Origin of the sequence: Arthrobacter sp. Y-9, from assembly GCF_029690065.1 — a bacterium.
In the GTDB taxonomy this organism is placed as follows: domain Bacteria; phylum Actinomycetota; class Actinomycetes; order Actinomycetales; family Micrococcaceae; genus Arthrobacter_E.
The window spans coordinates 3366978-3393202 of the sequence record NZ_CP121463.1 but is presented as its reverse complement, the minus strand read 5'-3'; the positions used below and the strand labels follow the sequence as shown (position 1 = coordinate 3393202).

Sequence of the window (26225 nt, the reverse complement as noted above, 5' to 3'; positions counted from 1 at the left end):
GGCGGGCGGCGAGTTCGGGGATTCGTTCCGAGACCACTGGTTGCAGCCGGTGATTCCGGCATGAACCCCCGAGCCCGGCGCGAAGGACCGCCGGTTCATCGGCTCCTCCGCAGGCCGGCCAGAATCCGCTGCTTGAGGGCGGACTCGTCCTGCAGGTCGCGCCAGGAGATCCGGATGAAGGACCACCCCTGTTCCATCAAGAGCTTTTCGCGCTGTCGCTCCTCCACGAGCGCCTGAGCCGTCGGCTTGAAGTCGAAGTATTTGGAACTCCCGTCGAACTCCAGAGCGAGCTTCTTCGCCTCCCACCCGAAGTCCAGGCGACGCATTCCACGGGCGGTCCACACCTCCAGCTGAGGCGTGGGCTGTTCGATGTTCATCCGTCCGAGCACGACGCGAGTGCAGCTCTCGCCGGGGGACTCGCTACGGGCATCTGCGCCGTCCAGGATCCGCCGGAGCTGCACCACGCCCCGGTGGCCCACCAGCTGATGCGTCGCGTCCAGCACCTCCTGATGGCGCACTCCGGATCGCAGCGCCTGGTCCATGACGACCATTCCTCCGCTGAACGTCAGAGACCGCGCGCAGTCCACGGCGGTCCGGCAGGCCGAGGTGACCACGACGCCGGACACCACCTCGATCTGGTCCGCCGGCAGCGGCGCGGTGTGCGCCACGACGTCGGGCGCATGCTGTCCCTGGCCCGGGCGGGCTGAACTCGTCACGTGGATCAGCGGTTCCGGATGGAGGACGGCCCAGCCGCGGAGCCGCGCTGCGGTGGCGTGGCTGTAGGCATACCGGCTCGGCGATGCCCGGACCGCCACGTGGGCGTGCGCGAGGATCCGCAGCGTGTCCTGTTCCCAGGGCTTCCGCTGGTCCCAGGCGGTTCGGGGGGTAATAACAGCCCCGTCGAAGCCGTTGAAGGTGACCGGCTCGGCGCAGCCATCGGATGCCCTGGTGTCCCACGCCGGAATCCAGCAGCTGACGGGTGCGCCAGAAGCGCGGAGCGCTGGTCTCGAGGTGCTCGAGGAATTGCCCGGTCACGGTTTTCATGTGTGAAGTCTCGTCTGGAACTCGAGCGAGGAAGAGGGGGCCCCTGGCCCATGTGGATAAGCGAACCGGACGGGTCTGTGGGTGCCGGGGATCTGGAACCTTGATCTGGGCCCAGTTCGGGGGTTCGTGCCGAAAGCACTGGCTGCAACCCGCGCGGCGAGAACGAACCCCCGAACTCGGCAGGTGGGTACGGCGGGTGGGGCAGGTGGGGCGACTCGGCAGGTGGGGCGAGTGGGCAGGTGGGGCGGGGAGGTACGGGGCGGCGGGTGAGGAACGGCGGTGAAGGCGGCCCGGGGTGCTGAGTGGCCCTGACCCGCGGATCGTGACGCGAAATTCCGGAAGAAATATCGCACCCTGCGACTTAGGTATCCCATATTCACCCTGACGGACCGGTGATTTGCGTCGCGGTAACTCACATCTGATATATTCATGCTCATGACTGAGACGATGGATCACCTGGCTTCCTGGCTTCGCGACGCTCGCAGCGAGAAGGGTTGGACGCAGGGCAAGCTGGCCGAGGAGCTCGGCACCAGCCAGAGCGCCGTGGCCCGCATGGAGACCGGCAAGCAGAATCTGAGCCTGCGCATGATCCGCCGCCTGGAGGATCTCTTCGAGGCGACGCTCCTGACCCCCGCGCGGCCGCGCGTCACCCACCTGCGGGTGGAGGGCGGACATCAGCTCAGCGGCGCGGTGGACGTCAACAGCAGCAAGAACGCCGGCGTCGCGCTTCTGCTGGCCAGCCTCATCAACCGCGGCACCACCACGCTGCGCCGCCTGGCGCGCATCGAGGAGGTCAACCGGATCGTCGAGGTGCTCGCGAGCATCGGCGTCGAGTGCACCTGGCTGAACGACAACGACCTGCAGATCCGCCGCCCCGCCGTCCTGGACCTGGACGCCATGGACGTGGACGCGGCCCGTCGCACCCGCAGCGTCATCATGCTCCTCGGCCCGCTCCTGGACGAGCGCGAGGAGTACCAGCTGCCCTACGCCGGCGGCTGCGACCTCGGCACCCGCACCGTGGAGCCGCACATGCAGGCGCTGCGCCAGTTCGGGCTCGCCGTGGAGGCCAAGTCCGGCTTCTACCTGGTCCAGGCCCCCGAGGCCGACAGCAAGGACCGCACCTTCGTGCTGACCGAGCGTGGCGACACCGTCACCGAGAACGCGATCATGGCCGCCGCGCACCGCACCGGCACCACGGTGATCCGCAACGCGAGCCCCAACTACATGGTCCAGGACCTCTGCTTCTACCTGCAGATGCTGGGCGTGACGATCGAGGGCATCGGCACCACGACGCTGCGCATCACGGGCCGCACCAACATCGACCAGGACATCGAGTACTTCCCGTCCGAGGACCCGATCGAGGCCATGAGCCTGATCACCGCGGGCATCGTGACGAACTCCGAGGTCACCGTCCGCCGCGTGCCGATCGAGTTCATGGAGATCGAACTGGCCTTCCTGCAGCACATGGGCCAGGAACTGGAGATCTCCGGCGAATACGTGGCGCGCAACGGCCACACGCGCCTGGTGGACGTCACCACCAAGCCCAGCAAGCTGCACGCCTCGGTGGACAAGATCCACCCCATGCCGTTCCCGGGCATGAACATCGACAACCTGCCGTTCTTCGCGGTCATCGCGGCCAACGCCGAGGGGCAGACCATGATCCACGACTGGGTCTACGAGAACCGTGCCATCTACCTGACGGAGCTCAACCGCCTGGGCGCCAACGTGCAGCTCCTGGATCCGCACCGCATCTACGTCAATGGCCCGACCAAGTGGCGCGCGGCCGAGATCGGCTGCCCGCCGGCTCTCCGTCCGGCGGCCTGCCTGCTGCTGGCGATGCTCGCGGCCCGCGGCACCTCGACCCTGCGCAACATCTACGTGATCGAGCGCGGCTACGCGGACCTCGCGGACCGTCTCAACTCGATCGGCGCACGGATCGAGTACTTCGAGGACTGATCTCCGCCGCTTCCCCACCACGCGAACCGCCACTTGATGCCCGTATCCACCCCGGAAAAGGGCATCAAGTGGCGGTTCGCGTACGTGGCCAGGGGGCGTCCGCCGGGGAGAATGGAGGAATGAGCTCCATCCACCAGCGTTTCTGGACCCTGCCCGGCCTGCTCGGCAAGCATGTCGCTCGGCTGCCCTGGTGGGTGGTGTTCCTGGTCGGCCTGGCGTCCCTGGCCGGTGGCGTCTGGCTGTTCCTGCATCCGCTCGGGGCGCTGACCCGCATCGAGATCTACGCCGGGGCGGGCTTCGTGCTGTCCGGCCTGGGCGATCTGGCCGACGCCGCGCAGGAGGCACGGGCGGAAAAGGCTCGACGACGGCTCTGGCCCTTCCTCCTCGGGCTCGTCTGGATCGCGGCCGGCCTGGTCGTGCTGCTGATCCCGCTCCCCTCCGCCGTGCTGGTGTACCTGGCGGCCCTGACCTTCGTCTCCAGTGGGGCCACGCGACTGGTCGAGGTGCTCCGCGACCACTCCGACGCGCCGTGGCAGGACCTGCTCCGGAGCATCCTGGATCTGGTCCTGGCCGCGTTCTGCGCGGTGCTGCCGGGCACCGGGACCACGGTGCTGGCCTTCGCTTTCGGTCTGCGCAGCGTGCTGGTCGGCCTGAAGATCGCCGTCCTGTCCGTCACGAAACTGCGCCGGGCTCAGGCTGCCGCATGAGCGGAGCGTCTCTGTTCGACCTTGACGTGATCGGCGCGGGGCTGCCCTTCGCCGCGGCGCTCGGGGAGCTGTCCGTCGCGCTCGGCGGACCGGACGGGTCCGCTTCCGGCCGGAGGGACGACGACGCCGGGCCCGCCGCTGTCGTCCAGGCGCCGCCCGGGACGGGCAAGACGACCCTCGTCCCGCCTCTCGTGGCCACTCTCGCCGGTGCGCGGGCCGCGGGGAGGAGCCCGCGCGTCGTCGTGACCCAGCCGAGAAGGGTCGCCGCACGGGCCGCGGCGTCGCGCCTGGCCGCCCTGGACGGGAGCCCGCTGGGACGGAAAGTGGGGTTCACGGTCCGGGGCGAACGACAGGCCGCGCGGGACACGGTCGTGGAGTTCGTGACCCCCGGCATCCTGCTGCGCCGCCTCCTGGCCGATCCCGCCCTGGACGGGGTGGACGCCGTCGTCCTGGATGAGGTGCACGAACGCGCTCTGGAGAGCGACCTGCTCTTCGCCATGCTCGCCGAGCTGCGGCAGCTTCGCGATGACCTGATGGTGGTCGCGATGTCCGCCACTCTGGACGCCGCGCGGTTCGCGGAGCTGCTCGGCAGGGCGGCGGGCGCGGCGCCCGTGATCGATTGCCCCTCGGCGCTGCATCCGCTCGACGTGGCCTGGATTCCCTCGCCCGTCGCCCGCATGGACGAACGGGGCGTGACCAGGGGTTTCCTGGATCACGTGGCCGACACGGCGGCCCGCGAGCACCGGGCCGCGCTCGCCGCGGACCCTGACGTCGACGCTCTCGTGTTCGTCCCCGGGGCCCGCGAGGTCAGGCATGTCAGCGAACGGCTCCGCGGTCTGGCACCCGACACGGAGGTCCTCGAACTCCACGGCCAGATCAGTCCCGCGGAACAGCAGAGAGCCGTCTCGGGGCGGCGGCCGGGGGACCGTCCGCGCATCGTCGTGTCCACGTCCCTGGCGGAATCGTCGCTCACGGTCCCCGGCGTGCGCCTCGTGATCGACTCGTGCCTGAGCCGCGAGCCCCGGAGGGATGCCTCGCGGGGCATGAACGGTCTGGTGACCGTCGCGTGTTCGCGAGCGAGTGCTGAACAGCGCGCCGGACGAGCCGCGCGGCAAGGCCCCGGCCGTGCGGTGCGGTGCTGCGACGAGCGGGCTTTCGCCGCCGCCCCCGCTCAGCCGACGCCGGAGATCGCCGCCTCGGACCTGACGGAGGCCGCCCTCGTGCTGGCCTGCTGGGGCGCGCTGCCCGGAGTTCTGTCCGGCGTGGATGGCCCCGCTCGTTTCGCCCTGCCCGATGCACCTCCGCTGCCCGCCCTGCGCGACGCCCTCGCCACGCTGACGGCCCTCGGAGCCGTGACCGCGGACGGTCAGCCGACCGAGGAGGGGCGGACCCTCGCCGGGATTCCCGCCGACCCCCGGCTGGGCCGGGCCCTGCTGGAAGGTGCCGCGCTCCTGGGCGCCCGTCCCGCGGCGGAGGCCGTGGCCCTCGTGGCGCGGGAATTCCGGGCGCCGGGCGCCGACCTGGGCAGACTCCTGAGCGGGCTGCGCTCCGGGCAGGACCCGCAGGCGCGGGCCTGGAAGGACGAAGTCCGCCGCTTCGAGCGCATCGCCGACTCCTCACGCACGACGACGCCGGCCCCCGCCCGGGCGGTGCCGCGCGGGGAGGAGGTGGGCGCCGTCGTCGCGCTCGCCTTCCCGGCGCAGGTGGCCCGCAGGGTGCCGGGCGAGCGGGAGGTCTACCTGCTGGCCTCCGGGCCCCGGGCGGCTCTGCCGTCGGGGAGTCCGCTCTCGGGGCACGAGTGGCTCGCGGTGGCGGAGGCGAGCCGGGCCGGCGGTCGTGAGGCCGCCGGGACCGGGGCCGTGATCCGTGCCGCCGCCGGGATCTCCGGGGAGACCGCGGCGCTCGCGGCGTCGCATCTGCTGGCCGATGGCGTGGAGGCGTCGTTCGACGGCGGCCGGGTGGCCGCGCGGAAGGTCTCCCGGCTGGGAGCGATCGTGCTGTCCTCGACGCCCGTGAAGCCCGGTCACCGGGAGGGCCATGCCGCCGTCCTCCGGGCCCTGGAACAGGAGGGGCTGGACGTCATCGGCTTCCCCGGCCCGGCGGACGCATTGCGGCGTCGACTCGCCCTGCTGCGCCGTGTGCTGGGGGATCCGTGGCCGGACATGTCGTCGGCGGCGCTGCTGGCTCGCGCCGATGAGTGGCTGGGGCCCGAACTCGAGGCGCTCGCCGGCGGAGCCTCCGTGAAGGCGCTGCCGCTCGTGGATGCGCTGCGCCGTCTGCTGCCGTGGCCCGAGGCCGTGCGGTTGGAGGAGCTGGTTCCCGCGGAGCTCGAGGTGCCGAGCGGACGCCGGGTGCGCCTCGACTATCCGGAGGTGGAGGAGGCTCCGGCCGACGGCGCTCCCGTGCCGCAGCCGGTGGTCGCCGTAAAGCTTCAGGAGTGCTTCGGCTGGGCCGAGACGCCGCGGCTCGTGGACGGAAGGGTGCCCGTGGTGTTCCATCTGCTGTCCCCGGCGGGGCGGCCGCTGGCCGTGACGGCAGACCTGGCATCGTTCTGGTCCGGTCCGTATGCGCAGGTCAGGGCCGAAATGCGGGGGCGGTACCCGAAGCATCCCTGGCCGGAGGACCCGTGGGCCGCCGTCGCGACCGCCCGCACCAAGAACCGGATGGGCGGATAGGGTCAGCCGGCCTGCGCGGCGTCGTGCTCGCGCTGGATCGCCCGCAGGCCTTCCTGATACGTGGTCACCGGGAAATCGGGGAAGCGCGTACGGAACCTGGTGGAGTCGAAGAGGTTGTCGTGCCGGTAGCGGGGCAGGAGTTCGCGGATCTCCCGGGCCTGGGCGTTGACGACGCCGGCGGCGCGGAGCACCCATTCCGGCGCCACCGTGTACCCGGGGTTCCGCCCGAACACCTGCGCCGCCTCCGTGACGAACTCGCGATAGGTGGGGTGCTGGTCGTCGACGGGGAGGTGCCAGGTCTGGCCGTAGGCGTCGTCGGCGCTGCCGAGTGCGGCGAGGGCGCGACTCGCGTCCGGCGTCCAGATGAGGCTGCGGCGCCGATCATCCCGGACCGGGACCACGGGCTTCCGGCCGGCCTTCAGGCGGTCGATGACCAGGGCGTTCGTGAAGCCCTGGGTGCGGCCGGGGCCGTAGAACTCGGGGGCGCGGGCGATCAGCACGGGGATGTCACCGCGGTCCATCTCCGCGAGGACCATCTCGGCCATGGCCGCGCGGACCCGGCCCTTCGCCCCGACCGGCTCGAACGGGGTGTCCTCGGTCTGGACCCGCGCGTCCTGCGGATACATGTAGGTGTTGTCGAAGTAGGCGAACCGCGCCCCGGCGGCACGGGAGGCGTCGAGGGCGTTCCGGAGCATGGTGGGGAACTGGGCTTCCCACAGTGCCGTGTCGGCGGGAAGTCCCGCCGTGAAGTAGACGGTCTCACTGCCCGCGACGGCAGCGTGCGTCTGCTCCGCGTCCAGGAGGTCGGCCCGCTGGACGGTGTCCGTCGCGTTGACCTTCCGTGGATTGCGGCTGACCAGTCGCAGGTCCGCGGTGTGGGCCCGGTGGAGCTCGCGCGCCAGTTCGACCGCGATCTGCCCGCTCGCCCCCAGGATCGTCTGCATGGTTTCCGCCTTTCCTTCGTCCGCGCTCCGCCCGGCCGGCGGATGCGCATCGCTGCCGCAGTGAGGTAATGTTGTCACTGCACACATCAGCGTACGAGTGGAAGTGTTCAGTGTCAACTTTGGAGAAGAGCTACCATCACGGGGACCTGCGCGCCGCGCTCCTGAAAGCCGCGATCGAGCTGCTGGAGTCCGGGGAGCCGTTCTCCATGCGGGCGGTCGCCCGTCGCGCAGGGGTCTCGCAGACCGCGCCCTACCGTCACTTCGCCGACCGGAAGGCGCTCGACGGCGCCGTCGCCGTCGCGGGTTTCCGGGATCTGACGGTGGATCTCGCCGCGGCGCTGGAGGCCGCTCCCGAGGGCGCGGCACCCTCCGACATCCTCGGCGGCCTCGGCGTGGCCTATGTCTTCTTCGCGCTCGAGCGTCCCGCGGAGTTCCGGATCATGTTCGGCAATGAGTGCGACGACGCCGACGACGACCGCGTCCTCGCCGCCGCGCAGCTGCATGCGGTCCTGGACGACGTCCTGGCCGGCATGTTCCCGGAGGCCGATGTCCCGAATCTGTCCGTCGCCTTCTGGGGCATGGCCCACGGCCTGGCCTTCCTGCATCTGGACGGCAAGCTCCGCCCGGAGAACCTCGACGACGTCGAGGCGCGGGTGCGCGCCGCCACCTCGGCGGTGCTGAGCATGGGCGGCGCCGTGTCCCGGTAGCCCGCCGTCGTCCCCCGTCGTCCTCGTCGTCCCGCCGACTTCGGGGGTTCGCGCCGAGAACACCGCCTGCAACCCCCGGCTTCGGAACGAACCCCCGAACTCGGCGACAAGCTCCCCTGAAGAAGATCACCAGGAAGAAGGAATCATGACCCGCATCCTGCACGTCGTCACCAATGTCAGCCACTACGACGATCCGGAGCACCCCACCGGCCTCTGGCTCTCCGAACTCACCCACGCTTGGGAGGTGTTCGAAGAGCACGGCTACGAACAGGTCATCGTCAGTCCTCAGGGAGGGAAGGTGCCGCTGGAGCCGCGCTCACTGAAGTTCCCGAGCTATGACAAATCCGCGAAGGCCTGGCACGCCGATCCGGAGCGGATGGCGCTGCTGGAGAACACTCTCAGCCCCGATCAGGTGAACGCGGAGGACTTCGACGCGATCTACTTCACCGGCGGGCACGCGGTCATGTACGACTTCCCGGACAGCGAAGGCCTGCAACGCCTCACCCGTGAACTGTGGGAGCAGGGCAAGGTCGTCTCCTCGGTGTGCCACGGATACTGCGGTCTGCTCAATGTCCGCCTCACGGACGGGAGCCTGCTGGTCGACGGCAAGCACCTCACGGGTTTCGCCTGGCAGGAGGAGGTCCTCGCCCGGGTCGACAAGCTCGTGCCCTACAACGCGGAGGAGGAGATGAAGAAGCGCGGCGCCCTGTACCAGAAGGCCAAGCTGCCGTTCGTCTCCTACGCCGTGACTGACGGCAAGCTCGTCACGGGCCAGAACCCCGGTTCGGCGAAGGAGACCGCCCAGAAGGTCGCAGCGCAGCTCTGAGGCGGGGCGGCGCTGACGACGTCGGCGACCGCCCGCCGTCGTGGATCAGTGGGCGAGGAGGGTCGTCAGCGCCGCCATGACCACCGCGACGGCGACGCCGATCAGCGCCGGGCCGACCCAGGCCCCGGCCGGCACGGCGAGGCCGCGCTGCACCCTGCTGAGGCGGGCGAGGGCCGGGTCGGTACCCGCGTTCGCGTGATCGTCCGGGGTGGCGAAGGGGTCGATGACCGCGACCGCAGGGTCGATGGGGCTCAGACGGAGCCACGCGCCGCTGGAAGGCTGGGGCGAAGCCGCCGCGGGGAGCCGGACGGCCACGGGAAGGACGCCCCGTTCGGGGGTGTTCGCCGCGAAAAGCGCCGTTTTGAAGGTGGCGCGCCGTCGTGCCGGCATGACGCGGACCAAGACCGCGGTCGCCGCAGGCCAGGCCGTCACGCCTGAGGTCATCGCGGCGGCGTCGCACTCGTTCAGCCGTCTTTGCAGGTTCCGCTCTTCCGAGGCCATGAGCGGAACGAACACCGCCATGATCACGATCGAGAGAACGACGGAGAGTGCGACCATCACGGCCGGGACCATGCTGCCGCTGTTGCGGCTCAGGCCGAGGAGCAGCCCCGCGAATCCACCGAGCACCAGCCCCACCGCGGTCAACTGGCACAGCGCGGCGATGCGGAAGACACGACCCTGACGCTCTGGAATGGTCTGCATGGCGACAGTGTATCCAATCGATGGGCTAATCCGATGAACCCGGCTGGGCCCCTCGGCGGGGACTCCCCGGACGCGGCTGTGGCCCGGGCATCGCCCGGGCCACAGCCTGCACGTCGCGAGTGGCGGAAGACCGCCGTCGGGATGCTACTTCTTGAAGATGTCCTTGACGTTGTCCACGGCCTCGGCCGCGGCGTCCTTGACCTTTTCGCCGGCCTGCTTCAGGCCCGCCGAAGCCTGGTCCTTCTGACCCTCGGCTTCGAGGCGCTCATCGCCGCTCGCCTGGCCGGCCGCTTCCTTGGCCTTGCCACCCAGCTCTTCAGCCTTGTTGTTGATCTTGTCGCCGATACCCATGATGTCCTCCTCGTCAGCGGGCTCGTGGCCCTTGGTCGAATCGTGGAACGGGCGGTAAGAGATGTCTCTCCCATCAACCGCTACGCCGTGAAGCGATACTTCAATCCTCATCACACTTGTTCTGGGTCCGCAACCCGGCGAATTCCCAGGAACCGCTGAAAAGCCCGGAATGGCGGGGGAGCAGGGGCGTGTTCGCGCTGCGCTGAACCGGTGTGGAGCCGGGGTCGAACCCGTCCGGCGCCCTGGTACCGCACCCCGGTCCGGCCGGCAGGGCGCGAGCCGCCCTGCCCGGGTACGCCCGTCGGGACCTTCCACGGTGCCCGGATTCCCGGCACGGTCCGGAAGCCTCCCGACCGCTGCTCCGTCGCGGTACGGTTCCGGCATGGACTTCGTCGCCCCGGACCTCGCCCCACCCACGCTCGGCCTGCCCGCGGCCCTCGAGCGGACCGAACGGCTGCTGGCGTCCGGGGAGCGTATCATCCTCGGCCTGGCCGGCTCGCCCGGCGCCGGGAAGACCACACTCTCCGCGACGCTGGTGGACCGCTTCGGCCCGGACCTCGCCGTCGCGGTGCCTCTCGACGGTTATCACCTGGCGAACGCGGTGCTGGAACGTCGCGGGCTGCGGCAGCGCAAGGGCGCCCCCGAAACGTTCGACGGCGCGGGCTACGTCGCGCTGCTCCGCCGGCTCCGCGCGCGGGATGAGGACGTCGTGTTCGCCCCGGAATTCCGGCGCGAGATCGAGGAACCGGTGGCGGGCGCCATCGCGGTCCCCCGGGAGGCGCGCCTGATCGTCACCGAAGGCAACTACCTTCTGCTCCAGGACGGGCCGTGGGCGGGCGTGCTCCCGCTTCTCGACGAGGCCTGGTTCGTGGAACCGGACGACGGCGTCCGGCTGGAGCGGCTCATCGCGCGTCACGAGGCTTTCGGCAAGAGTCCCGACGCGGCGCGCGCCTGGGCCCTCGGGACGGACGAGGCCAACGCCCGCCTGATCCGGGCCGCGCGGGGCCGGGCCGCCGTCGTCGTGCGGCCGGAGTGAGGGGTGAGGTTTACGCCGCGCCGTCCTGGGGGAGGACCATGAGGTGGATGGGCAGGTCGAGCTCGGGGTGCCAGGGCGCGGAGATGGTGGCGATGATCCGCCAGCCGCGCCGCTGGTAGAGCTGCACGGGGCGCTCGGCCGAGGCGACGACGTCGAGCACCGGCAGGCCGTCGGCCGCAGCGGCCCGGGTGGCGCGTTCCAGGAGCGCCGAGCCCACGCCGGATCCCGCCTGCGCCGGATCGGTGAAGAGGACGCTCACACAGCGCAGTTCGTCGATGCCCGCGTCGAGCGCGTCCGCCCAGAGCCGGCCCTCGATGCCGTCGTCGACCCGGGTGACCGCGACATGACCCAGCAGCGTGCCATCGGTGGCCTCGGCCACCCAGGAGGCCAGTTCGCCGTCGCGCACGAGGAAGGATTCGGCGCCGCCGGGGAACGGCCACACGAAGGGATAGCGGCTCGTGGGCTGCTGGCGTTCGAGCAAGTCGGCGAGGGCGGGGACGTCGCCGGGAACGCGGGGACGGATGGTGAACTCCATGAGGCCTCAGCGTAGAGGAATCGGCGGGCGAAACGGCTCAGCGGATGAGCCCCGCGGCGCGGAAGGCGCGGTCGTAGATCTCCCGGATGACGGACTCCTTGCGGGCGTTGTACTCCATGGAGTGTTCCCCCGCGGCGGTCGCCTCCGCTGAGGCGCGCAGCTTCGCCGCCTCGTAGCGTTCGCGATCATCGGGATTCCCGCGCAGCCAGTCGCGGAAGATCCGGTGTTTGACCGGTTCCGGGCTGTCCGGGCCGAAGACATGCAGGTGACAAGCCGGTTCCTGCAGGGCGAGCATCCGGTGGCCGAACCACCATGGCTCGCGGACCCTCAGGACGAATCCCTGCTGTTCGAGTGCCGGGACGTAGTCCTCCTCCCGCTCCGGGTCCGCGACGATCAGGTCGATGTCGATGGTCGGCTTGGCGGACAGACCCGGCACGGAGGTGGAGCCCACGTGCTCGATGGTCAGCGCTCTCCAGCCGAGCGTGGCGCGGATCCGCGCGGTCAGCGTCTCGAACAGCCCGGGCCACTCCGCCCGCGGCGGCACCACGGCGATCCCCGGGCTCGGCCCGGCGCCGTTCACATAGGGATCGACGCCTTCCGGGGCCGGTGGTTCCTCGAAGCTGACGATGCTCTCTCTGCTCGGCATAGGGCCATCCTTCCACGCGACCGCGCTTCCAGCGTGTCCCTCTCCTGCCCGTTTCCGACCGATCCGGCGCCGCCTCTTGCCCCGGACCCGCGGATCGCAGACGGTGGAGCCCACGTACCCGTCACGAGAGGAACCCATGCTCCCGCTCTCCCAGCACCTGCTGCCCGCCCTCGCCGAAGGCCTGCCCGGAGCCACCCCGGTGACCGTGCCTTCCTACGACCGCTCGCGGCTCACGGCGGGGATCGTCCATTTCGGCGTGGGCGGATTCCATCGGGCGCATCAGGCCATGTACCTGGACACCCTCATGAACCAGGGCGAGGCGTTCGACTGGGCCATCTGCGGCGTGGGCGTCCTCCCCGGCGACCGGCACATGCTGGACGTCATGGAGGCGCAGGACCACCTCTACACGCTGGTCATCAAGCACCCCGACGGCCGTCGTGAGGCCCGCGTCATCGGCTCGATCGTGGACTACCTCTTCGCCCCGGACGCCCCCGAGGCCGTGATCGAGAAGATGGCCTCCCCGGAGATCCGCATCGTCTCGCTGACCATCACCGAGGGCGGCTACAACTTCCACCACGTCACCGGCGAGTTCGACGACGCCGCCCCCGCCGTGCGGGCCGACCTCACCGCGGGCGCCGTGCCCGGCACCGTCTTCGGCCTGGTCACGGAGGCCCTCGCCCGGCGTCGCGCCCGGGGAGTGCCGCCCTTCACGGTGATGTCCTGCGACAACATCCAGGGCAACGGGGACGTGGCCCGCACGATGTTCACGGCTTTCGCCCGGCTGCGGGACCCGGAACTCGGCGCCTGGATGGAGGCCGAGGTGCCGTTCCCGAACTCGATGGTGGACCGCATCACGCCCGTGACCACCGACGCGGACCGGGCAGCCGTCCAGGACGACCACGGATACACCGACGCCTGGCCGGTGGTCTGCGAGCCGTTCACGCAGTGGGTGCTGGAGGACCACTTCGTGCCCGGCGCGTCGGGCCCCGGACGGCCGCCCTACGAGGACGCCGGGGTGCAGCTCGTGCCGGACGTCGAACCCTACGAACTCATGAAACTCCGCCTGCTCAACGCCAGCCACCAGGGCATGGGCTACTTCGGCTACCTGGCGGGCCACCGGTACGCGCATGAGGCCGCCCAGGACCCGGACCTCGCCCGCTTCCTGCTCGACTACATGGATCGCGAAGCCACCCCCACGCTCCGCCCGGTGCCCGGCGTGGACCTGGACGCCTACAAGCGTCAGCTGATCGAGCGCTTCTCCAACGAGCACATCAGGGACACCCTGGCCCGCCTCTGCGCCGAGAGCTCGGACCGGATCCCCAAGTGGCTGGTCCCCGTGATCCGGGAGAACCTCGCGGCGTCGGATGCGGGGGAGGATCGGGAGGTGGGCCGCAGCGCTGCGGTGGTCGCCTCCTGGGCGCGGTACGCGGAAGGCGTGGACGAGGCGGGGGAGCCGATCGCCGTCGTCGACCGTTTGAAGGAGCCGCTCATGGCCGCCGCGGCACGGCAGGCGGAGGAACCGCTGGCATTCGTCGCCCAGCGCGAGGTGTTCGGAGATCTGGTGGATGACCCGCGGTTCACCGAGCCCTACCTGGCCGCACTGGCGAGCCTGCACGAGCGGGGCGCCGCGGCGACCGTGGCGGACCTGGCGGGCCTCGCCGGACGGGAAGGCTGAGCATGGCGCTGGTCGCGGGGATCGACACCTCCACCCAGTCGTGCAAGGTGACCATCCGGGACGCCGAGACCGGAACGGTGCTGAGGCAGGGCCGGGCCCGGCATCCGCAGGGCACCGAGGTGGACCCGGAACACTGGTGGGATGCGCTGCACGAGGCCCTGCGCCAGGCCGGGGGACTGGACGGCGTGGATGCGGTGTCGATCGCGGGACAGCAGCACGGCATGGTCTGTCTCGATGATCGGGGCGAGGTCATCCGGCCGGCACTGCTCTGGAACGACGTGCGCTCCGCCCCGGACGCCGACCGTCTCGTCGCCACCGCCGGCCCCACTCCCGAGCTGGGCCGTGAGTACTGGGCCCGCACCACAGGAACGGTGCCGGTCGCCTCGCTGACCGTCTCCAAGCTGCACTGGCTCGCCGCGAACGAACCGGCCAACGCCCGGAAGGTGGCCGCCGTCTGCCTCCCCCACGACTGGCTGCAATGGCGCCTGTCCGGGCACGGTCCCGGCGATCCTGATCTGGACGCGCTGGTCACGGACCGGTCGGACGCCTCGGGCACGGGATACTACTCGGCCGCGCAGGGGGCGTATCTGCCCGAGGTGGTCCGGAACGTGCTCGGGCACGACGTCGTCCTGCCGCGGGTGCTCGGCCCGCTCGAGTCCGCGGGGCGGCTTCCGTCGGGCCAGCTTCTGGCGCCCGGCGCCGGGGACAACGCCGCGGCGGCCCTCGGGGTCGGCGCACAGCTGGGGGATGTGGTCGTGTCCCTGGGGACGTCCGGCACGATCTTCGCGGTGTCCTCGGCGCCCAGCCACGATCCGGAGGGCGTGGTGGCGGGATTCGCGGACGCCACCGGCAACTACCTGCCCCTGGTCTGCACGCTCAATGCGGCGCGGGTCTTCGACGCCACGGCGCAGCTGCTCGGCGTGAAGCTCGACCGGCTGGACGCGCTGGCCAGTGCGGCCCGCCCCGGCTCCGGCGGGCTGACCATGGTGCCGTACTTCGAAGGCGAGCGCACCCCGAACCTGCCTCACGCGAAGGGCGGCCTCCACGGGATGACCCTGGAGAACTGGACCCCCGGCAATGTGGCGCGGGCGGCGTTCGAGGGGGTCATCGCCTCGCTCGCCCTGGGCCTTGACGCGCTGGAGGCCCAAGGCGCCAGGGCCCGGCGCGTCATCCTCATCGGCGGCGGCAGCCAGGCCCACGCCGCGCGGGCCGTGGCGGCGGACGTGTTCGGCCTCCCGGTCCTCGTTCCCGATCCGGACGAGTACGTGGCGCGCGGCGCGGCGATCCAGGCGGCAGGGGTCCTGGCGGGCGCGTTCCCTGTGTGGCCGCAGGACGGTCACCTGGTGCCGCAGACCCTGGGCGACGGCGCCGCGCTCGCCGCCTTCCGGCACTGGTCAGCGGGGTATGGGGGCTGAGAGTTTCGGCTGTTCGATTCTCGCCCTCAGGCGAGGACGCCCAGAACGTGTTCGACGGCGTCGGCCACGGCGGCGCGCGCCGGGGCGGAGTACTTGCGGGGGTCCGTCAGGGCCGGGTTACCGGCCAGCGCGGACCGGACGGCGCCCGTGTAGGCGACGTTCAGCGCGGTGCCGACATTGATCTTCACCATGCCGCGCTCCGCGCCGCTGCGCAGCTGATCGTCGGGGACACCTGAGGATCCGTGCAGGACGAGCGGGACCGGGACTGCTTCCGCCAAGGCCTGGATGAGGTCCAGATCCAGTGCGGCGGTCTGTTCGGTCATGGCGTGCGAGGACCCGACGGCCACGGCCAGCGCGGCGACCCCGGTGTCTTCGACGAACTGCCGTGCCTCGGCCGGGTCGGTGCGGACTCCCGGGGCGTGGGCCCCGTCCTTGCCGCCGATCTCTCCCAGCTCGGCTTCGATCCACACGCCGTGCTCGGCGCCCCATTCGACCATGGCCCGCGTCCGGGCGACGTTGTCCGCGAACGGGAGGTGCGCGCCGTCGTACATCGCGGAACTGGCGCCCAGCGCGGAGGCCCGCTGGAGCAGGTCGGTGTCCGTCACGTGGTCCAGGTGGAACGAGGCGTCCGCGCGGGATTCGCGCGCGGCGGCGGTGATCGCGGCCGCGATGGCGGTAGGGGAGCCGTGGTACGTCACGGCGTTCTGACTCAGCTGCAGGATGACCGGTCGGCCCGCACGCTCGGCGCCCGCGAGGATGCCCTGAGCATGCTCCAGGGTGATGACGTTGAAGGCGACGACGGCGGCCTGGCGGGCCTGCGCGTCGGCGACGAGTTCGGCGGTGGTGATGAGCGCCATGGTGTACTCCGTGAGTCTTGGGCTTCTGAGGTATTTCCAATAGTATTGGCTTAAATCCAACCAAATACAACCCTTCGCACTCCGATTCAGGGAAGCCTCCATGATCCTCACCGTCACCCCCAATCCGGCCATCGACTGGACCGTCACCACGGACTCCTTCGCTTTCGACGCGGTCAATGTCGCCACCGAAAGCACCCGCGAGGCGAGCGGCAAGGGCGTCAACGTGTCCGTCGCCCTCCAGCGGAACGGGGTTCCCACGCGGGCCCTCTTCCCGGCCGGTGGGGGCACCGGGGTTTTCATGAGGGAACAGCTCGCTGGAATGGGTGTCGACGCCGTGGTGGTGCCCAGCGGTGCGGAGGTCCGGACGAACATCACCCTCCGCGTCCCCGGGCATGCCGGGACCAAGATCAACGAACCGGGGGCGCCCCTGGGGGAGGACCTTGCGCAGCGTGTGCTCGACGCGGTGCGCGTGGCGCTCTCCGAAGCACTCGCGGCGTCCGACGGCGTGACCACCCTCGCGCTGTGCGGGAGCCTCCCGCCCGGCGCCCCGGAAGGGTTCCACCCCGCGCTCGTGAGGCTGGGCCGGGAGCTGGGCGCCGCCGTCGTCGTGGACGCGTCCGGGGACGTGCTGAGCCGGGCGCTCGCGGCCGGACCGGGGCTCGTGAAGCCGAATGTGCACGAGCTGGCGGCCGAGACCGGCCGGGAGCTCGGGACGGTCGGGGATGTCGTGGAGGCCGCCCGGGAGGTTCTGATCCGGGGCGCCGGTGCGGTGCTGGCGAGCCTGGGCGCTGACGGCATGGTCTACGTGGATGCCGGGCACGCCCTGCATGGCTGGGCCCGCGACGTGCAGGTCCTCAACACGGTGGGCGCCGGGGACGCGTCGCTGGCGGGCTTCCTCGCCGCGCGCGACGGCGGCGCGGAGCCGGCCGAGTGTCTGGCCTCCGCGATCCTGTACGCGTCGTCGGCGGTCGGCCACGCGACGACTCTCTTCGACGTGGACCCGGACCTCCGGGACCGGATCACGGTGGCCGATGTGCCGGACGCGGCCCGGCCGCTCTCGGAGCCGGCGAAGGGCTGACGGGCTCCGGGGCCCAGTGCGGGGTCACTTGTCGTCGGATTCGGGGCCCTCAGGCGACATCAAGTGACCCCGCATCGGCATCGTCACCCCTCCCGCTGTGACCGATCGGGCGTCACAATGGTCGGATGGAACCACAGGAACGCCAGGCCCGGATTCTCGATCTCGCGCGGGAGCAGGGGAAGGTGGAGGTCGCGTCGCTCGTGCCCGCGCTGGGCGCCGCCGCCGAGACCGTGCGCCGGGATCTGCGGGCCCTGGTGGACCGTGGCGTGCTGCGCCGGGTCCACGGCGGAGCCGTCGCGGTGGAGACGGCCGGTTTCGAATCCGACACCGGCTACCGGGCCACCGCCAACGTCGCGGAGAAGCGGCGCATCGCGACGGCGGCCGCGGAGCTGCTGCACGGGGCCGAGACGGTGTTCCTCGACGAGGGTTTCACGCCCCGGCTCATCGCGGAGGAGCTCCGGGACGCACGGCGCCTGACCGTGGTGACCGCGTCCCTCCTCGCGGCGCAGGCGCTCTCGCGCAGTCCCGGGGTGACGGTGCTCCTGCTGGGCGGCCGCATGCGCGGCCACACCCTCGCGACCGTCGACCACTGGGCGCTGCGCATGCTCGGCGAACTGCAGATCGACGTCGCGTTCCTGGGCGCCAACGGCATCTCCCGCGAGCATGGCCTCACGACGCCGGACCCCGCCGTCGCCGCGATCAAACAGGAAGCGGTCCGGCAGTCCCGGCGGCGCATCCTGGTGGGCACCCACACCAAGTTCGGCGTCACCAGCTTCTGCCGCTTCGCCACGGTGCAGGACTTCGAAACGATCGTCACGGACGGCGCCCTCTCCGCGCACGAGGCCCAGCGGTACGAGACGCTCGGCCCGCGCGTGCTGCGCGTCTGACCACGACGGCGACCCGGCTCGACGGCGGCCGCGTCGCCGTCGAGCCGGTCACCACTCGGTCACGCGCAGCCACCCAAACGGTCGCCGGGGCGGGGCTGAACGCTGCCCATAATCGAGCTGTCCCCGCTTCGATCCCTGGGAGTCAGCACCATGCACAACGTCGTCATGCACCGCTTCTTCGAACGCCGCACCGGCACCCCGTCGTCGGTCATCAATCCCGCACTGATTGCCCGTTTCAGCCCGAATGACCACGCCGGGATGCCCGTTTCACCTGGGCGTATCGCTGGAGGTGTGGCGGATGCCACAATCGAACCCAGCCAAGCAGTCAGCTTCGGGCGCAAACTCTAAGAGACGGGCAGACATGTACCCAGTGGAACGCCATCGATGGATCATCGAGGCGGCCCGTGCGCAGGGCCGCCTCGAGGTTCCGGAGATCGCGGGGCAATTGGGCGTCGCCGTGGAGACGGTTCGCCGGGACCTGAACGTCCTGGAACGGCGCGGACTGATCCGCCGGGTCCACGGGGGAGCCATCCCCGTGGAGAAGCTCGGCTTCGAAAGCACGCTCCTGGCCCGTGGTTCCTCACACCCCGAGGCGAAGGCCAGAATCGCTCAGGCGGCGCTCGAGTACACGGACGAGGTGGAGTCGATCTTCATCGACGAAGGCTCCACGGCCGCCGCGTACGCAGCGCAGCTCCGGCCCAACCGGCCGGTCCTGGTGGTCACGAGCTCTCTGCCGGTGGCCAGCCAGCTGGCGGTCCGTCCCCATCTGGACGTGGTCATCCTCGGAGGCCGTGTCCGTCCGAACACCCTCGGCGCCGTGGACCACTGGGCCACCGACATGCTCAGCCGGCTGGTCCTGGACCTCGCCGTCGTGGGCACCAACGGCGCCACCGGCAAACACGGGCTCACCTGCCCGGACTCCTCCGTGGCCGCCGTGAAATCCGCGGCGGTGAGAGCGAGTCGCCGGACACTGCTGATCGCCGACGAATCGAAGTTCGGCGTCGATTCCAGCATCAAGTTCGCCGATCTCCATGACCTCGACGCCGTGGTCACGGAGAAGACCGTCCCGGAGTCCCACCTTCAGCCTTTCCGCCGGCTCGGAGTCCAGATCACCCAGGTCTGAGCTGCGCCACCGCACACTGCGCCAGAACAACCGCACCGGAACACCCCGCACCACCTCTCACCGCACTACACCCTTGCCTGAAACGGCCCTGGAAGAAAGAAAAACCGTGAAGATCCTGCCTACACCACGTCGCATCGCCGCGTCGCTCGCAGTCCTCGCCCTCGCCACCACGGCCCTGTCCGCCTGCTCCGGCGCAGGCGGCGGGGACGGTGCTGGAGACGCCCAGAGCATCAACGTCCTCATGGTGAACAACCCGCAGATGCTGGATCTCCAGAAGCTGACCGCGGACAACTTCACCAAGGAGACGGGCATCAAGGTCAACTACACCGTCATGCCGGAGAACGACGTCCGCGCCAAGATCAGCCAGGAGTTCTCCAGCCAGGCCGGCCAGTACGACGTCGCGTCCCTCTCCAACTACGAGATCCCGTTCTACTCGGCCAACAAGTGGCTCGCCCCGCTGGACGACACCGTCGCGAAGAACGCGGAGTTCGACCAGAAGGACATCCTCCCCGCCTACACGGCGTCCCTGACCGGCACGGACGGCAAGCTCTACGGCGAGCCCTTCTACGGCGAGTCCTCCCTGCTCATGTACCGCAAGGACGTGTTCCAGGCCAAGGGTCTGACCGTCCCGTCCAACCCCACGTGGGACCAGGTGGCCGATCTGGCGGCCAAGGCCGACGGCGCGCAGTCCGGCATGAAGGGTATCTGCCTGCGCGGCCAGCCGGGCTGGGGGCAGGTGTTCGCGCCGCTCACCACCGTGGTCAACACCTTCGGCGGCACCTGGTTCGACAAGGACTGGAACGCCCAGGTCAACGCCCCCGAGTTCAAGGCCGCCACGCAGTTCTACGTGGACCTGGTCCGCAAGCACGGCGAGGCCGGCGCGGCACAGGCAGGCTTCACCGAGTGCCTGAACAACATGGTCCAGGGCAAGGTGGCCATGTGGTACGACGCCTCCTCCGCCGGTGGCTCGCTGGAAGCCGACTCGTCCCCGGTCAAGGGCAAGATCGGCTACGTCCAGGCTCCCGTGAAGCAGACCAAGCAGGCCGGCTGGCTCTGGACGTGGTCCTGGGGCGTCCAGGCCGCGTCGAAGAAGCAGGATGCGGCGGGCAAGTTCATCGCCTGGGCCAGCTCCAAGAAGTACGAGGAGCTCGTGGCCAAGCAGCTCGGCTGGGCCAAGGTGCCCTCCGGCAAGCGCAGCTCCACCTATGAGAACGCGGACTTCCAGAAGGCCGCCCCGTTCTTCAAGGCGGAGAAGGAGGCCATCCTGAGCGTCGATCCGAAGAACCCGGGCGTGCAGCCCCGACCCACCGTCGGCATCCAGTTCGTGGGCATCCCCGAATTCGCCGATCTCGGCACCACCGTCTCCCAGGGGGTCAGCTCCGCGATCGCCGGGCAGACCAGCGTGGACGACGCCCTGAACAAGGGCCAGGAAGCCGCCACCAAGGTCGGCGACAAGTACAAGAAGTAACCCTTCCTTCGAACAGGGTGCGGCGTCCCTCCCGGGCGCCGCACCCACCAGGAGCCACCATGACCACCACAGCCTTGCCGGACACCGGCCGCCGCCTCGGACGGGCCCCGCTGCTCCGGCCGACGGCCCGCGAGCGCGCCACCGCGTGGGCGCGGCGGGCGCCTCTCATGCCCGCCCTCATCTTCCTCATCATCACCACGCAGCTCCCGTTCGTGGTGACGATCATCATCTCCTTCATGAACTGGAACGCCCTCAAGCCCACGGAGACGGGCTTCGCGGGGTTCAAGAACTACGTGGAGGTCCTCACCAACAACGACTTCCGCCAGGCCATCCTGGTCACGATCGTCCTCACGGTGTCCGTGGTCCTGGTCAGCCTGGTCATCGGCCTGGTGCTCGCTCTGCTGCTGAACCAGAAGTTCTTCGGCCGTGGCCTGGCGCGCACCCTGCTGATCGCGCCGTTCCTGGTGGTCCCGGTGGCCGCCGCCCTCGTGTGGAAGCACGCAATCCTCAACCCGACCTACGGTCTCATCAACGGTGTGCTGACCTGGATCGGCCAGCTCACCGGCAACGCCAATCCGCCGCAGCTCGATCTGCTGTCCACGCAGCCGCTCCTGGCGGTCATCCTGTCCCTGGTCTGGCAGTGGACCCCGTTCATGATGCTGATCCTGCTGGCAGGCCTGCAGTCCCGGCCCGCTGATGTCATGGAGGCGGCGCAGATGGACGGCGCCACCGGCTGGCAGGTCTTCCGCCACATCACCCTCCCGCACCTGCGGCAGTACCTGGAGCTGGGCGGGCTGCTGGGCGCCATCTACATCGTCCAGAACTTCGACGCCGTGTTCACGCTGACGTCGGGCGGGCTCGGCACCGCGAACCTCCCCTACGCCGTGTACCAGACGTTCTATTTCGCCAATGAGTACGGGGTCGCCTCGGCGGCCGGCGTGATCGTGGTGATCGGCAGCATCATCGTGGCCACGTTCGCCCTCCGCACCGTCTTCACCCTCTTCAAGAAGGAGGCCGCACGATGAGCAGCACTGCACTGACCGGCTCCGGCACCCGCCGCGGCGTCGGCGCCGACCCGGGGGCCGCGCCCCGCCGACGTCGTAAGTCACGCCTGGATCCCACCCGCAACAACACGGCCGCCGGAATCATCGCCTGGCTGGCTGCCCTGTTCTTCGCCCTGCCCGTGCTGTGGATGGTGCTCACCTCCTTCCACAGCGAGCAGGACGCGGCCACCAATCCGCCGTCCGTGGCGGCGTCGCTGACCCTGGACTCCTACGCCCAGTTCTTCGGCTCCAGTTCCGGCGTCAGCCCCTGGCCGCCGCTCATCAACTCGGCGATGGCGAGCGTCTTCTCCACCGTCCTGGTGCTGCTGCTCGCGATCCCTGCCGCCTACGCGCTGTCCATCAAACCCGTGAAGAAGTGGACGGACGTGCTGTTCTTCTTCCTCTCGACCAAGATGATGCCCGTGGTCGCCGCCGTGTTGCCGCTCTACATCTTCGCCAAGAGCTCAGGGTCGCTGGACAACATCTGGTTCCTCATCCTCATGTACACCTCGATGAACCTGCCGATCGCGGTGTGGATGATGCGGTCCTTCCTGGCCGAGGTGCCGGTGGAGATGCTGGAGGCGGCGCAGCTCGACGGCGCCAGCCTGGTGCTCACGCTCCGCAAGGTGATCGCCCCGGTCGCCATGCCCGGCATCGCCGCCACGAGCCTGATCTGCTTCATCTTCTCCTGGAACGAACTCCTCCTGGCCCGCGTTCTCACGGGGGTCCGGGCCGGGACCAGTCCGGTGTTCCTCACCGGTTTCGTCACCAGCCAGGGTCTGTTCCTGGCCCAGGTCTGCGCGGCGGCCGTGGTCATCTCGCTGCCGGTCCTGGTGGCCGGGTTCGCCGCTCAGGACAAGCTCGTCCAGGGCCTCTCCCTGGGGGCGGTGAAATGAGGGCGGCGCTCGTCACTGAGCCCGGCCGGATGGAGGTGGTGGATCTGCCGGACCCCACGCCCCGGCCCGGCGATCTCATCCTCAAGGTGGCCTCGGCCGGGATCTGCGGCACCGATCTGCACATCCTGCACGGGGGCTTCGCCCAGTCACTGCCGCTGGTCCCCGGACATGAGTTCGCGGGTGAAGTGGTGGCCGTGGGCTCGGAGGTCACCGGGTTCCGGGTGGGGGACCGCGTCACGGCGGATCCGAACATGCCGTGCGGGCGCTGCCCGTACTGCCGCGTGGGGCGGGGCAACCTCTGCGACGATTTCCAGGCTCTTGGGGTCAGCGAAGCGGGTGCCATGGCCGAGTACGTGAGGGTTCCCGCACCGTTGGCGGTGAAGCTTCCGGACCACCTCGCGCTGGAGGACGCCGCGCTGGTCGAGCCGCTCTCCTGCGCCATCCACGCCTTCGACGTCCTCTCCCTCCGCCTGGGCTCGCGCGTGCTCATCTACGGCGCGGGGACCATGGGGCTCATGCTCCTGCAGCTCGCCAAACAGGCGGGGGCGTCCAGCGTGCACCTGGTGGACCTCAACCCGGACCGCCTGGCGACTGTGGACCTGCTGGGCGCGACGGGCGCGGCGGCCTCCGCCGAGGAGTTCGACCGTCCCCAGGGCTGGGACGTGGTCATCGACGCCACGGGCAATCCGCGGGCGATCGCCGACGCGCTCGGCCGGGTCTCCAAGGGCGGGACCTATCTGCAGTTCGGGGTGCCGCCGGAGGACGCCCGGGTGGAGTTCGACCCGTTCCGCGTCTACAAGCACGAGATCAGCATCCTCGGTTCCATGGCCGTGCTGCACAGCTTCGAACGGGCCGCCGACCTGTTCGCCACGGGACTGATCCCGCCCGAGATCTTCATCAGCCACCGCTTCCCCCTCGAGCAGGCGCCGGAGGCGATGGCGCTGTTCGCCGCGGGGCAGGGACGGAAGGTCCTCGTCCAGCCCGGGGTCTGAGGCCCCACCGGTTCCGCCGACCCTGCACGCCGACCCTGCACCCCACCACCCCTCATCCGCATCAGCACCAGAGAAGGACAACCCCATGCCGCACCTCAACTCCGTCCTCGTCGTCGGGGACAAGTTCATCCCCACCGGGAGTTACGCCGAGCACCTGGACGGCTCCGGCCTGGACGTGAACTACATCGACTGGTCCGGGGAGAAGGCCGAGCAGCACGCCCTCCAGACGATCATGGAGCACCAGGGCCCCAACTCCGTGGGCACGCCTCCCGAGATGCTGGAGAACATCGCCGACGCCGAGGCCATCGCCTTCCACTTCGCCCCGGTCACCAAGGAGCTCCTGGACGCCGCGCCCCGGCTGAAGCTCATCTCGGTCGCCCGCACCGGCGTCGAGAACATCGACGTGGAGGAGGCCACGCGCCGCGGCATCGGCGTGGTCCAGGCGCTCGGGCGGAACGCCGGTGCGGTCGCGGAGCTGCAGATCGCGCTCATGCTGGCGGAGTCCCGCAATGTGGCCCGGGCCGACGCCAGCGTGAAGGCGGGCGGCTGGCGCAAGGACTTCCCGGGGGCGCGGGTGGAGATCCACGGTCGTACCGTCGGGATGGTGGGATTCGGGCACGTGGGGCGGATCTTCAGCGAGCGTATCTCCGGGTTCCGGCCGCGGCTGCTGGCCTTCGACCCCTACGCGAGCGACGACGCCCTGGCCGCCTCCGGCGTCGAGCGTGCGGAGAGCCTGGACGACGTCTTCCGCGAGAGCGATTTCGTGCTGGTGCAGGCGCGCCTGACCCCGGAGACCGAGCGGTTCATCGGGGCGGAGCAATTTGCGCTGCTGAAGCCCGAGGCGTACTTCATCAACGTCTCCCGCAGCCGCCTCGTGGACTACGACGCCCTCTACGACGTGCTGGCGTCCGGTAGGATCTCGGGTGCCGGGCTGGACGTCTTCGACGCGGAGCCCCTCGCCGAGGACGACCGCTTCCGCCGCCTCGACAACGTTACCATCACCACGCACTTCGGCGGCGACACCGAGGACACCAACGCCATGTCCGCGCGCCTGGTCGCCGAGGCCATCCTCGAATTCCGGGAGACCGGCCGGATCGCGCGCGCGCTCAACGCCCAGGAGCTCGGATGGCGCTGAGTTCGGCGCGGTACTTCCTGGGCCTCGACGCCGGCCAGACCTTCACCAAGGCGGTGCTCTTCACGGATGACGGCCGTCAGGTGGCGCGGGGTGCGGCGTCGGTGGAGACCTCCTCGCCCCGCGCGTCGTGGCAGGAACGGGACCTTGAGGACGTGTGGCACGCGGCCGCCGCGGCGATCCGCGAGTGCCTGGTGTCCGCCGGGGTGGTCGGCGCGCAGGTGGCCGGCGTGGGCGTCTGCGGCCACAATGACGGCGCCTATCTCGTGGACGACGACGGCGCCCCCACGCGCGCGGCCATCCTCGCCACGGACTCGCGCGCCGTCGCCGAGGCGGCCGAGCTGGGGGAGGGCGCCCGGGGCGCGGCGGCCTTGGCGGAGACCGGGCAGATCCCCGCGCCCTACAGCCCCTCCGCCCTCCTGCTGTGGCTCGAACGGCACGAGCCGGAAACCCTCGCGAAGACCCGCTGGTACCTGTTCTGCAAGGACTGGCTGCGGTTCAGGCTGACCGGTGAGATCGCGACGGACCCGTCCGAGGCGAGCGCGTCGTTCACCGGGCTGCACGAGCAGGAGTGGTCCGACGAGGCGCTGCGGATCTACGGCCTCGGGGCGTACCGCGAACTGCTGCCGCCGCTACGGGCGAGTTCCGCCGTCGCCGGTCACGTGACCCGGGCCGCGGCGGAGGAGACCGGACTGCTGCCGGGCACCCCCGTGGTGACCGGCGCGCACGACGTGGACGCCGCCGCTCTGGGCATCGGGGCGATCGGGGTGGGCTCCTTGAGCCTGGTCATGGGGACGTTCAGCATCAACCAGGTGGTGTGGGACGCGCCGGTCGGCGACCCTCGCTGGCAGGCCCGGTCCTTCCTGGAGCGCGGGGGCTGGCTGCACATGTCGACGTCGCCCAGCAGCGCGTCCAACTTCGAGTGGGCCATGCGGAACTGGGGTGGCGGGGCCGATTACGCGGAGGTCATCGAGGCGGCGCGGCTGCTGGATCCGGCGGCGTATCGCGAGGCGCCCCACTTCCTGCCGTATCTGTACGGAGCGCCGCTGGGTCACGGAGCGGACGGCGCCCAGCTGAGCGGTCTGCGCGGCAGTCACGACCGTCACGACGTGTTCCGGGCGGTCCTGGAAGGCGTCGCGCACCAGCACCGCTGGCATGTGGACGCGCTGCGGTCGGCCTTCACATTCTCCGGTGCGGCACGGCTGTGCGGTGGCGGGGCGAAGAGCGAACCCTGGACGCAGCTCATGTCCGATGTGCTGGACCTTCCCCTGGAGGTCACCGATTCCACGGAGGCCGGCGCCCGGGGCGCGGCGCTCCTGGCGGCCATCGGCGTCGGGGCGTACTCCGGTCTGACCGAAGCCGCCGACGCAGCCGTGACGGTGGTCCGCCGCCACGAGCCGCAGCACCACTGGGGTTCCGTCCTCGACGACCGGTACGCGGAGTTCCTGACCCTGATGCGCTAGACCCGCCCCTCCCCTCCCTTCGATCGACTGCTCCCTACGATGCTCTTTTTCCGGGATTTCGGCCCGG

General features: G+C 70.4%; 25 protein-coding genes. 18 read left to right on the top strand and 7 right to left on the bottom strand.

What is annotated here, in order from left to right; genetic code table 11:
- Positions 1-95: 95 nt before the first annotated feature.
- Positions 96-815 (bottom strand): hypothetical protein, encoded by a 720-nt coding sequence (locus P9849_RS15390; RefSeq protein WP_278267588.1) that lies wholly within the window; start codon positions 813-815, stop codon positions 96-98.
- Between the two features lie 664 nt (positions 816-1479).
- Here P9849_RS15390 and P9849_RS15385 point away from each other — a divergent pair.
- The 3 genes from P9849_RS15385 to hrpB all read left to right on the top strand — a co-directional run bounded on the left by P9849_RS15385 (position 1480) and on the right by hrpB (position 6382).
- Complete coding sequence (locus P9849_RS15385) at positions 1480-3000, top strand: UDP-N-acetylglucosamine 1-carboxyvinyltransferase (RefSeq protein ID WP_278267587.1); 1521 nt, start codon at positions 1480-1482, stop codon at positions 2998-3000.
- Positions 3001-3119: 119 nt separating this feature from the next.
- Positions 3120-3707, top strand: coding sequence for a DUF308 domain-containing protein (locus tag P9849_RS15380; protein ID WP_278267586.1), 588 nt, complete (start codon positions 3120-3122; stop codon positions 3705-3707).
- Positions 3704-6382 (top strand): ATP-dependent helicase HrpB, encoded by a 2679-nt coding sequence (hrpB, locus tag P9849_RS15375; protein WP_278267585.1) that lies wholly within the window; start codon positions 3704-3706, stop codon positions 6380-6382. Before P9849_RS15380 ends, hrpB begins: the two co-directional genes overlap by 4 nt.
- A gap of 2 nt (positions 6383-6384) precedes the next feature.
- Here hrpB and P9849_RS15370 read toward each other — a convergent pair whose 3' ends face one another.
- The gene (locus P9849_RS15370; RefSeq protein ID WP_278267584.1) at positions 6385-7326 is read right to left on the bottom strand and encodes an NAD-dependent epimerase/dehydratase family protein; all 942 of its coding nucleotides are present in this window, start codon (positions 7324-7326) and stop codon (positions 6385-6387) included.
- A 110-nt stretch (positions 7327-7436) separates the two neighbouring features.
- Between P9849_RS15370 and P9849_RS15365 the strand changes: the two genes are divergently transcribed.
- Positions 7437-8033 carry a TetR/AcrR family transcriptional regulator gene (locus P9849_RS15365; RefSeq protein ID WP_278267583.1) on the top strand — a complete coding sequence of 199 codons (597 nt, stop codon included), beginning with the start codon at positions 7437-7439 and terminating at the stop codon, positions 8031-8033.
- A gap of 145 nt (positions 8034-8178) precedes the next feature.
- On the top strand, positions 8179-8859 hold the full coding sequence (locus P9849_RS15360) for a type 1 glutamine amidotransferase domain-containing protein (protein WP_278267582.1): 681 nt from the start codon (positions 8179-8181) through the stop codon (positions 8857-8859).
- Positions 8860-8904: 45 nt separating this feature from the next.
- On the opposite strand, the gene P9849_RS15355 is transcribed toward P9849_RS15360, so the two are convergent.
- Both P9849_RS15355 and P9849_RS15350 read right to left on the bottom strand, forming a co-directional pair.
- Positions 8905-9561, bottom strand: a complete 657-nt coding sequence (locus P9849_RS15355) for a hypothetical protein (protein WP_278267581.1) — start codon at positions 9559-9561, stop codon at positions 8905-8907.
- Between the two features lie 144 nt (positions 9562-9705).
- Positions 9706-9912 carry a CsbD family protein gene (locus P9849_RS15350; protein ID WP_278267580.1) on the bottom strand — a complete coding sequence of 69 codons (207 nt, stop codon included), beginning with the start codon at positions 9910-9912 and terminating at the stop codon, positions 9706-9708.
- A gap of 382 nt (positions 9913-10294) precedes the next feature.
- Here P9849_RS15350 and P9849_RS15345 point away from each other — a divergent pair, with 382 nt between their 5' ends.
- Entirely contained in the window at positions 10295-10948 is a 654-nt protein-coding gene (locus tag P9849_RS15345; RefSeq protein ID WP_278267579.1) for a nucleoside/nucleotide kinase family protein, read from the top strand.
- A gap of 10 nt (positions 10949-10958) precedes the next feature.
- On the opposite strand, the gene P9849_RS15340 is transcribed toward P9849_RS15345, so the two are convergent.
- Positions 10959-11483 carry a GNAT family N-acetyltransferase gene (locus P9849_RS15340; RefSeq protein WP_278267578.1) on the bottom strand — a complete coding sequence of 175 codons (525 nt, stop codon included), beginning with the start codon at positions 11481-11483 and terminating at the stop codon, positions 10959-10961.
- A gap of 37 nt (positions 11484-11520) precedes the next feature.
- Positions 11521-12129, bottom strand: a complete 609-nt coding sequence (locus tag P9849_RS15335) for a GrpB family protein (protein ID WP_278267577.1) — start codon at positions 12127-12129, stop codon at positions 11521-11523.
- A 136-nt stretch (positions 12130-12265) separates the two neighbouring features.
- Here P9849_RS15335 and P9849_RS15330 point away from each other — a divergent pair, with 136 nt between their 5' ends.
- Together P9849_RS15330 and xylB are read left to right on the top strand one after the other, a co-directional pair.
- Positions 12266-13804: a mannitol dehydrogenase family protein gene (locus P9849_RS15330; protein ID WP_278267576.1), complete on the top strand. Its 1539-nt coding sequence runs from the start codon at positions 12266-12268 to the stop codon at positions 13802-13804.
- A 2-nt stretch (positions 13805-13806) separates the two neighbouring features.
- The gene (gene xylB / locus P9849_RS15325) at positions 13807-15219 is read left to right on the top strand and encodes a xylulokinase (RefSeq protein WP_278267575.1); all 1413 of its coding nucleotides are present in this window, start codon (positions 13807-13809) and stop codon (positions 15217-15219) included.
- Between the two features lie 26 nt (positions 15220-15245).
- Here the strand turns inward: xylB and P9849_RS15320 are convergent, their stop codons facing one another.
- The gene (locus P9849_RS15320) at positions 15246-16076 is read right to left on the bottom strand and encodes a class II fructose-bisphosphate aldolase (RefSeq protein ID WP_278267574.1); all 831 of its coding nucleotides are present in this window, start codon (positions 16074-16076) and stop codon (positions 15246-15248) included.
- Positions 16077-16176: 100 nt separating this feature from the next.
- Between P9849_RS15320 and P9849_RS15315 the strand changes: the two genes are divergently transcribed.
- The 10 genes from P9849_RS15315 (at position 16177) to P9849_RS15270 (ending at position 26158) form a co-directional block, all read left to right on the top strand.
- Positions 16177-17154 (top strand): 1-phosphofructokinase family hexose kinase, encoded by a 978-nt coding sequence (locus tag P9849_RS15315; protein ID WP_278267573.1) that lies wholly within the window; start codon positions 16177-16179, stop codon positions 17152-17154.
- A gap of 125 nt (positions 17155-17279) precedes the next feature.
- Entirely contained in the window at positions 17280-18041 is a 762-nt protein-coding gene (locus P9849_RS15310) for a DeoR/GlpR family DNA-binding transcription regulator (protein ID WP_278267572.1), read from the top strand.
- A 150-nt stretch (positions 18042-18191) separates the two neighbouring features.
- Positions 18192-18389 (top strand): hypothetical protein, encoded by a 198-nt coding sequence (locus tag P9849_RS15305; protein ID WP_278267571.1) that lies wholly within the window; start codon positions 18192-18194, stop codon positions 18387-18389.
- Between the two features lie 13 nt (positions 18390-18402).
- Positions 18403-19164 carry a DeoR/GlpR family DNA-binding transcription regulator gene (locus P9849_RS15300; protein WP_278267570.1) on the top strand — a complete coding sequence of 254 codons (762 nt, stop codon included), beginning with the start codon at positions 18403-18405 and terminating at the stop codon, positions 19162-19164.
- 106 nt (positions 19165-19270) lie between these two features.
- The gene (locus P9849_RS15295) at positions 19271-20632 is read left to right on the top strand and encodes a sugar ABC transporter substrate-binding protein (RefSeq protein WP_278267569.1); all 1362 of its coding nucleotides are present in this window, start codon (positions 19271-19273) and stop codon (positions 20630-20632) included.
- A gap of 59 nt (positions 20633-20691) precedes the next feature.
- Positions 20692-21657: a sugar ABC transporter permease gene (locus P9849_RS15290; RefSeq protein ID WP_278267568.1), complete on the top strand. Its 966-nt coding sequence runs from the start codon at positions 20692-20694 to the stop codon at positions 21655-21657.
- Positions 21654-22571: a carbohydrate ABC transporter permease gene (locus P9849_RS15285; RefSeq protein WP_278267567.1), complete on the top strand. Its 918-nt coding sequence runs from the start codon at positions 21654-21656 to the stop codon at positions 22569-22571. The genes P9849_RS15290 and P9849_RS15285 overlap by 4 nt, the downstream gene beginning before the upstream one ends.
- Complete coding sequence (locus P9849_RS15280; RefSeq protein WP_278267566.1) at positions 22568-23563, top strand: zinc-dependent alcohol dehydrogenase family protein; 996 nt, start codon at positions 22568-22570, stop codon at positions 23561-23563. The genes P9849_RS15285 and P9849_RS15280 overlap by 4 nt, the downstream gene beginning before the upstream one ends.
- Before the next feature lie 85 nt (positions 23564-23648).
- On the top strand, positions 23649-24698 hold the full coding sequence (locus tag P9849_RS15275) for a 2-hydroxyacid dehydrogenase (RefSeq protein WP_278267565.1): 1050 nt from the start codon (positions 23649-23651) through the stop codon (positions 24696-24698).
- Positions 24689-26158, top strand: a complete 1470-nt coding sequence (locus tag P9849_RS15270; protein WP_278267564.1) for an FGGY-family carbohydrate kinase — start codon at positions 24689-24691, stop codon at positions 26156-26158. Before P9849_RS15275 ends, P9849_RS15270 begins: the two co-directional genes overlap by 10 nt.
- Positions 26159-26225 lie beyond the last annotated feature (67 nt).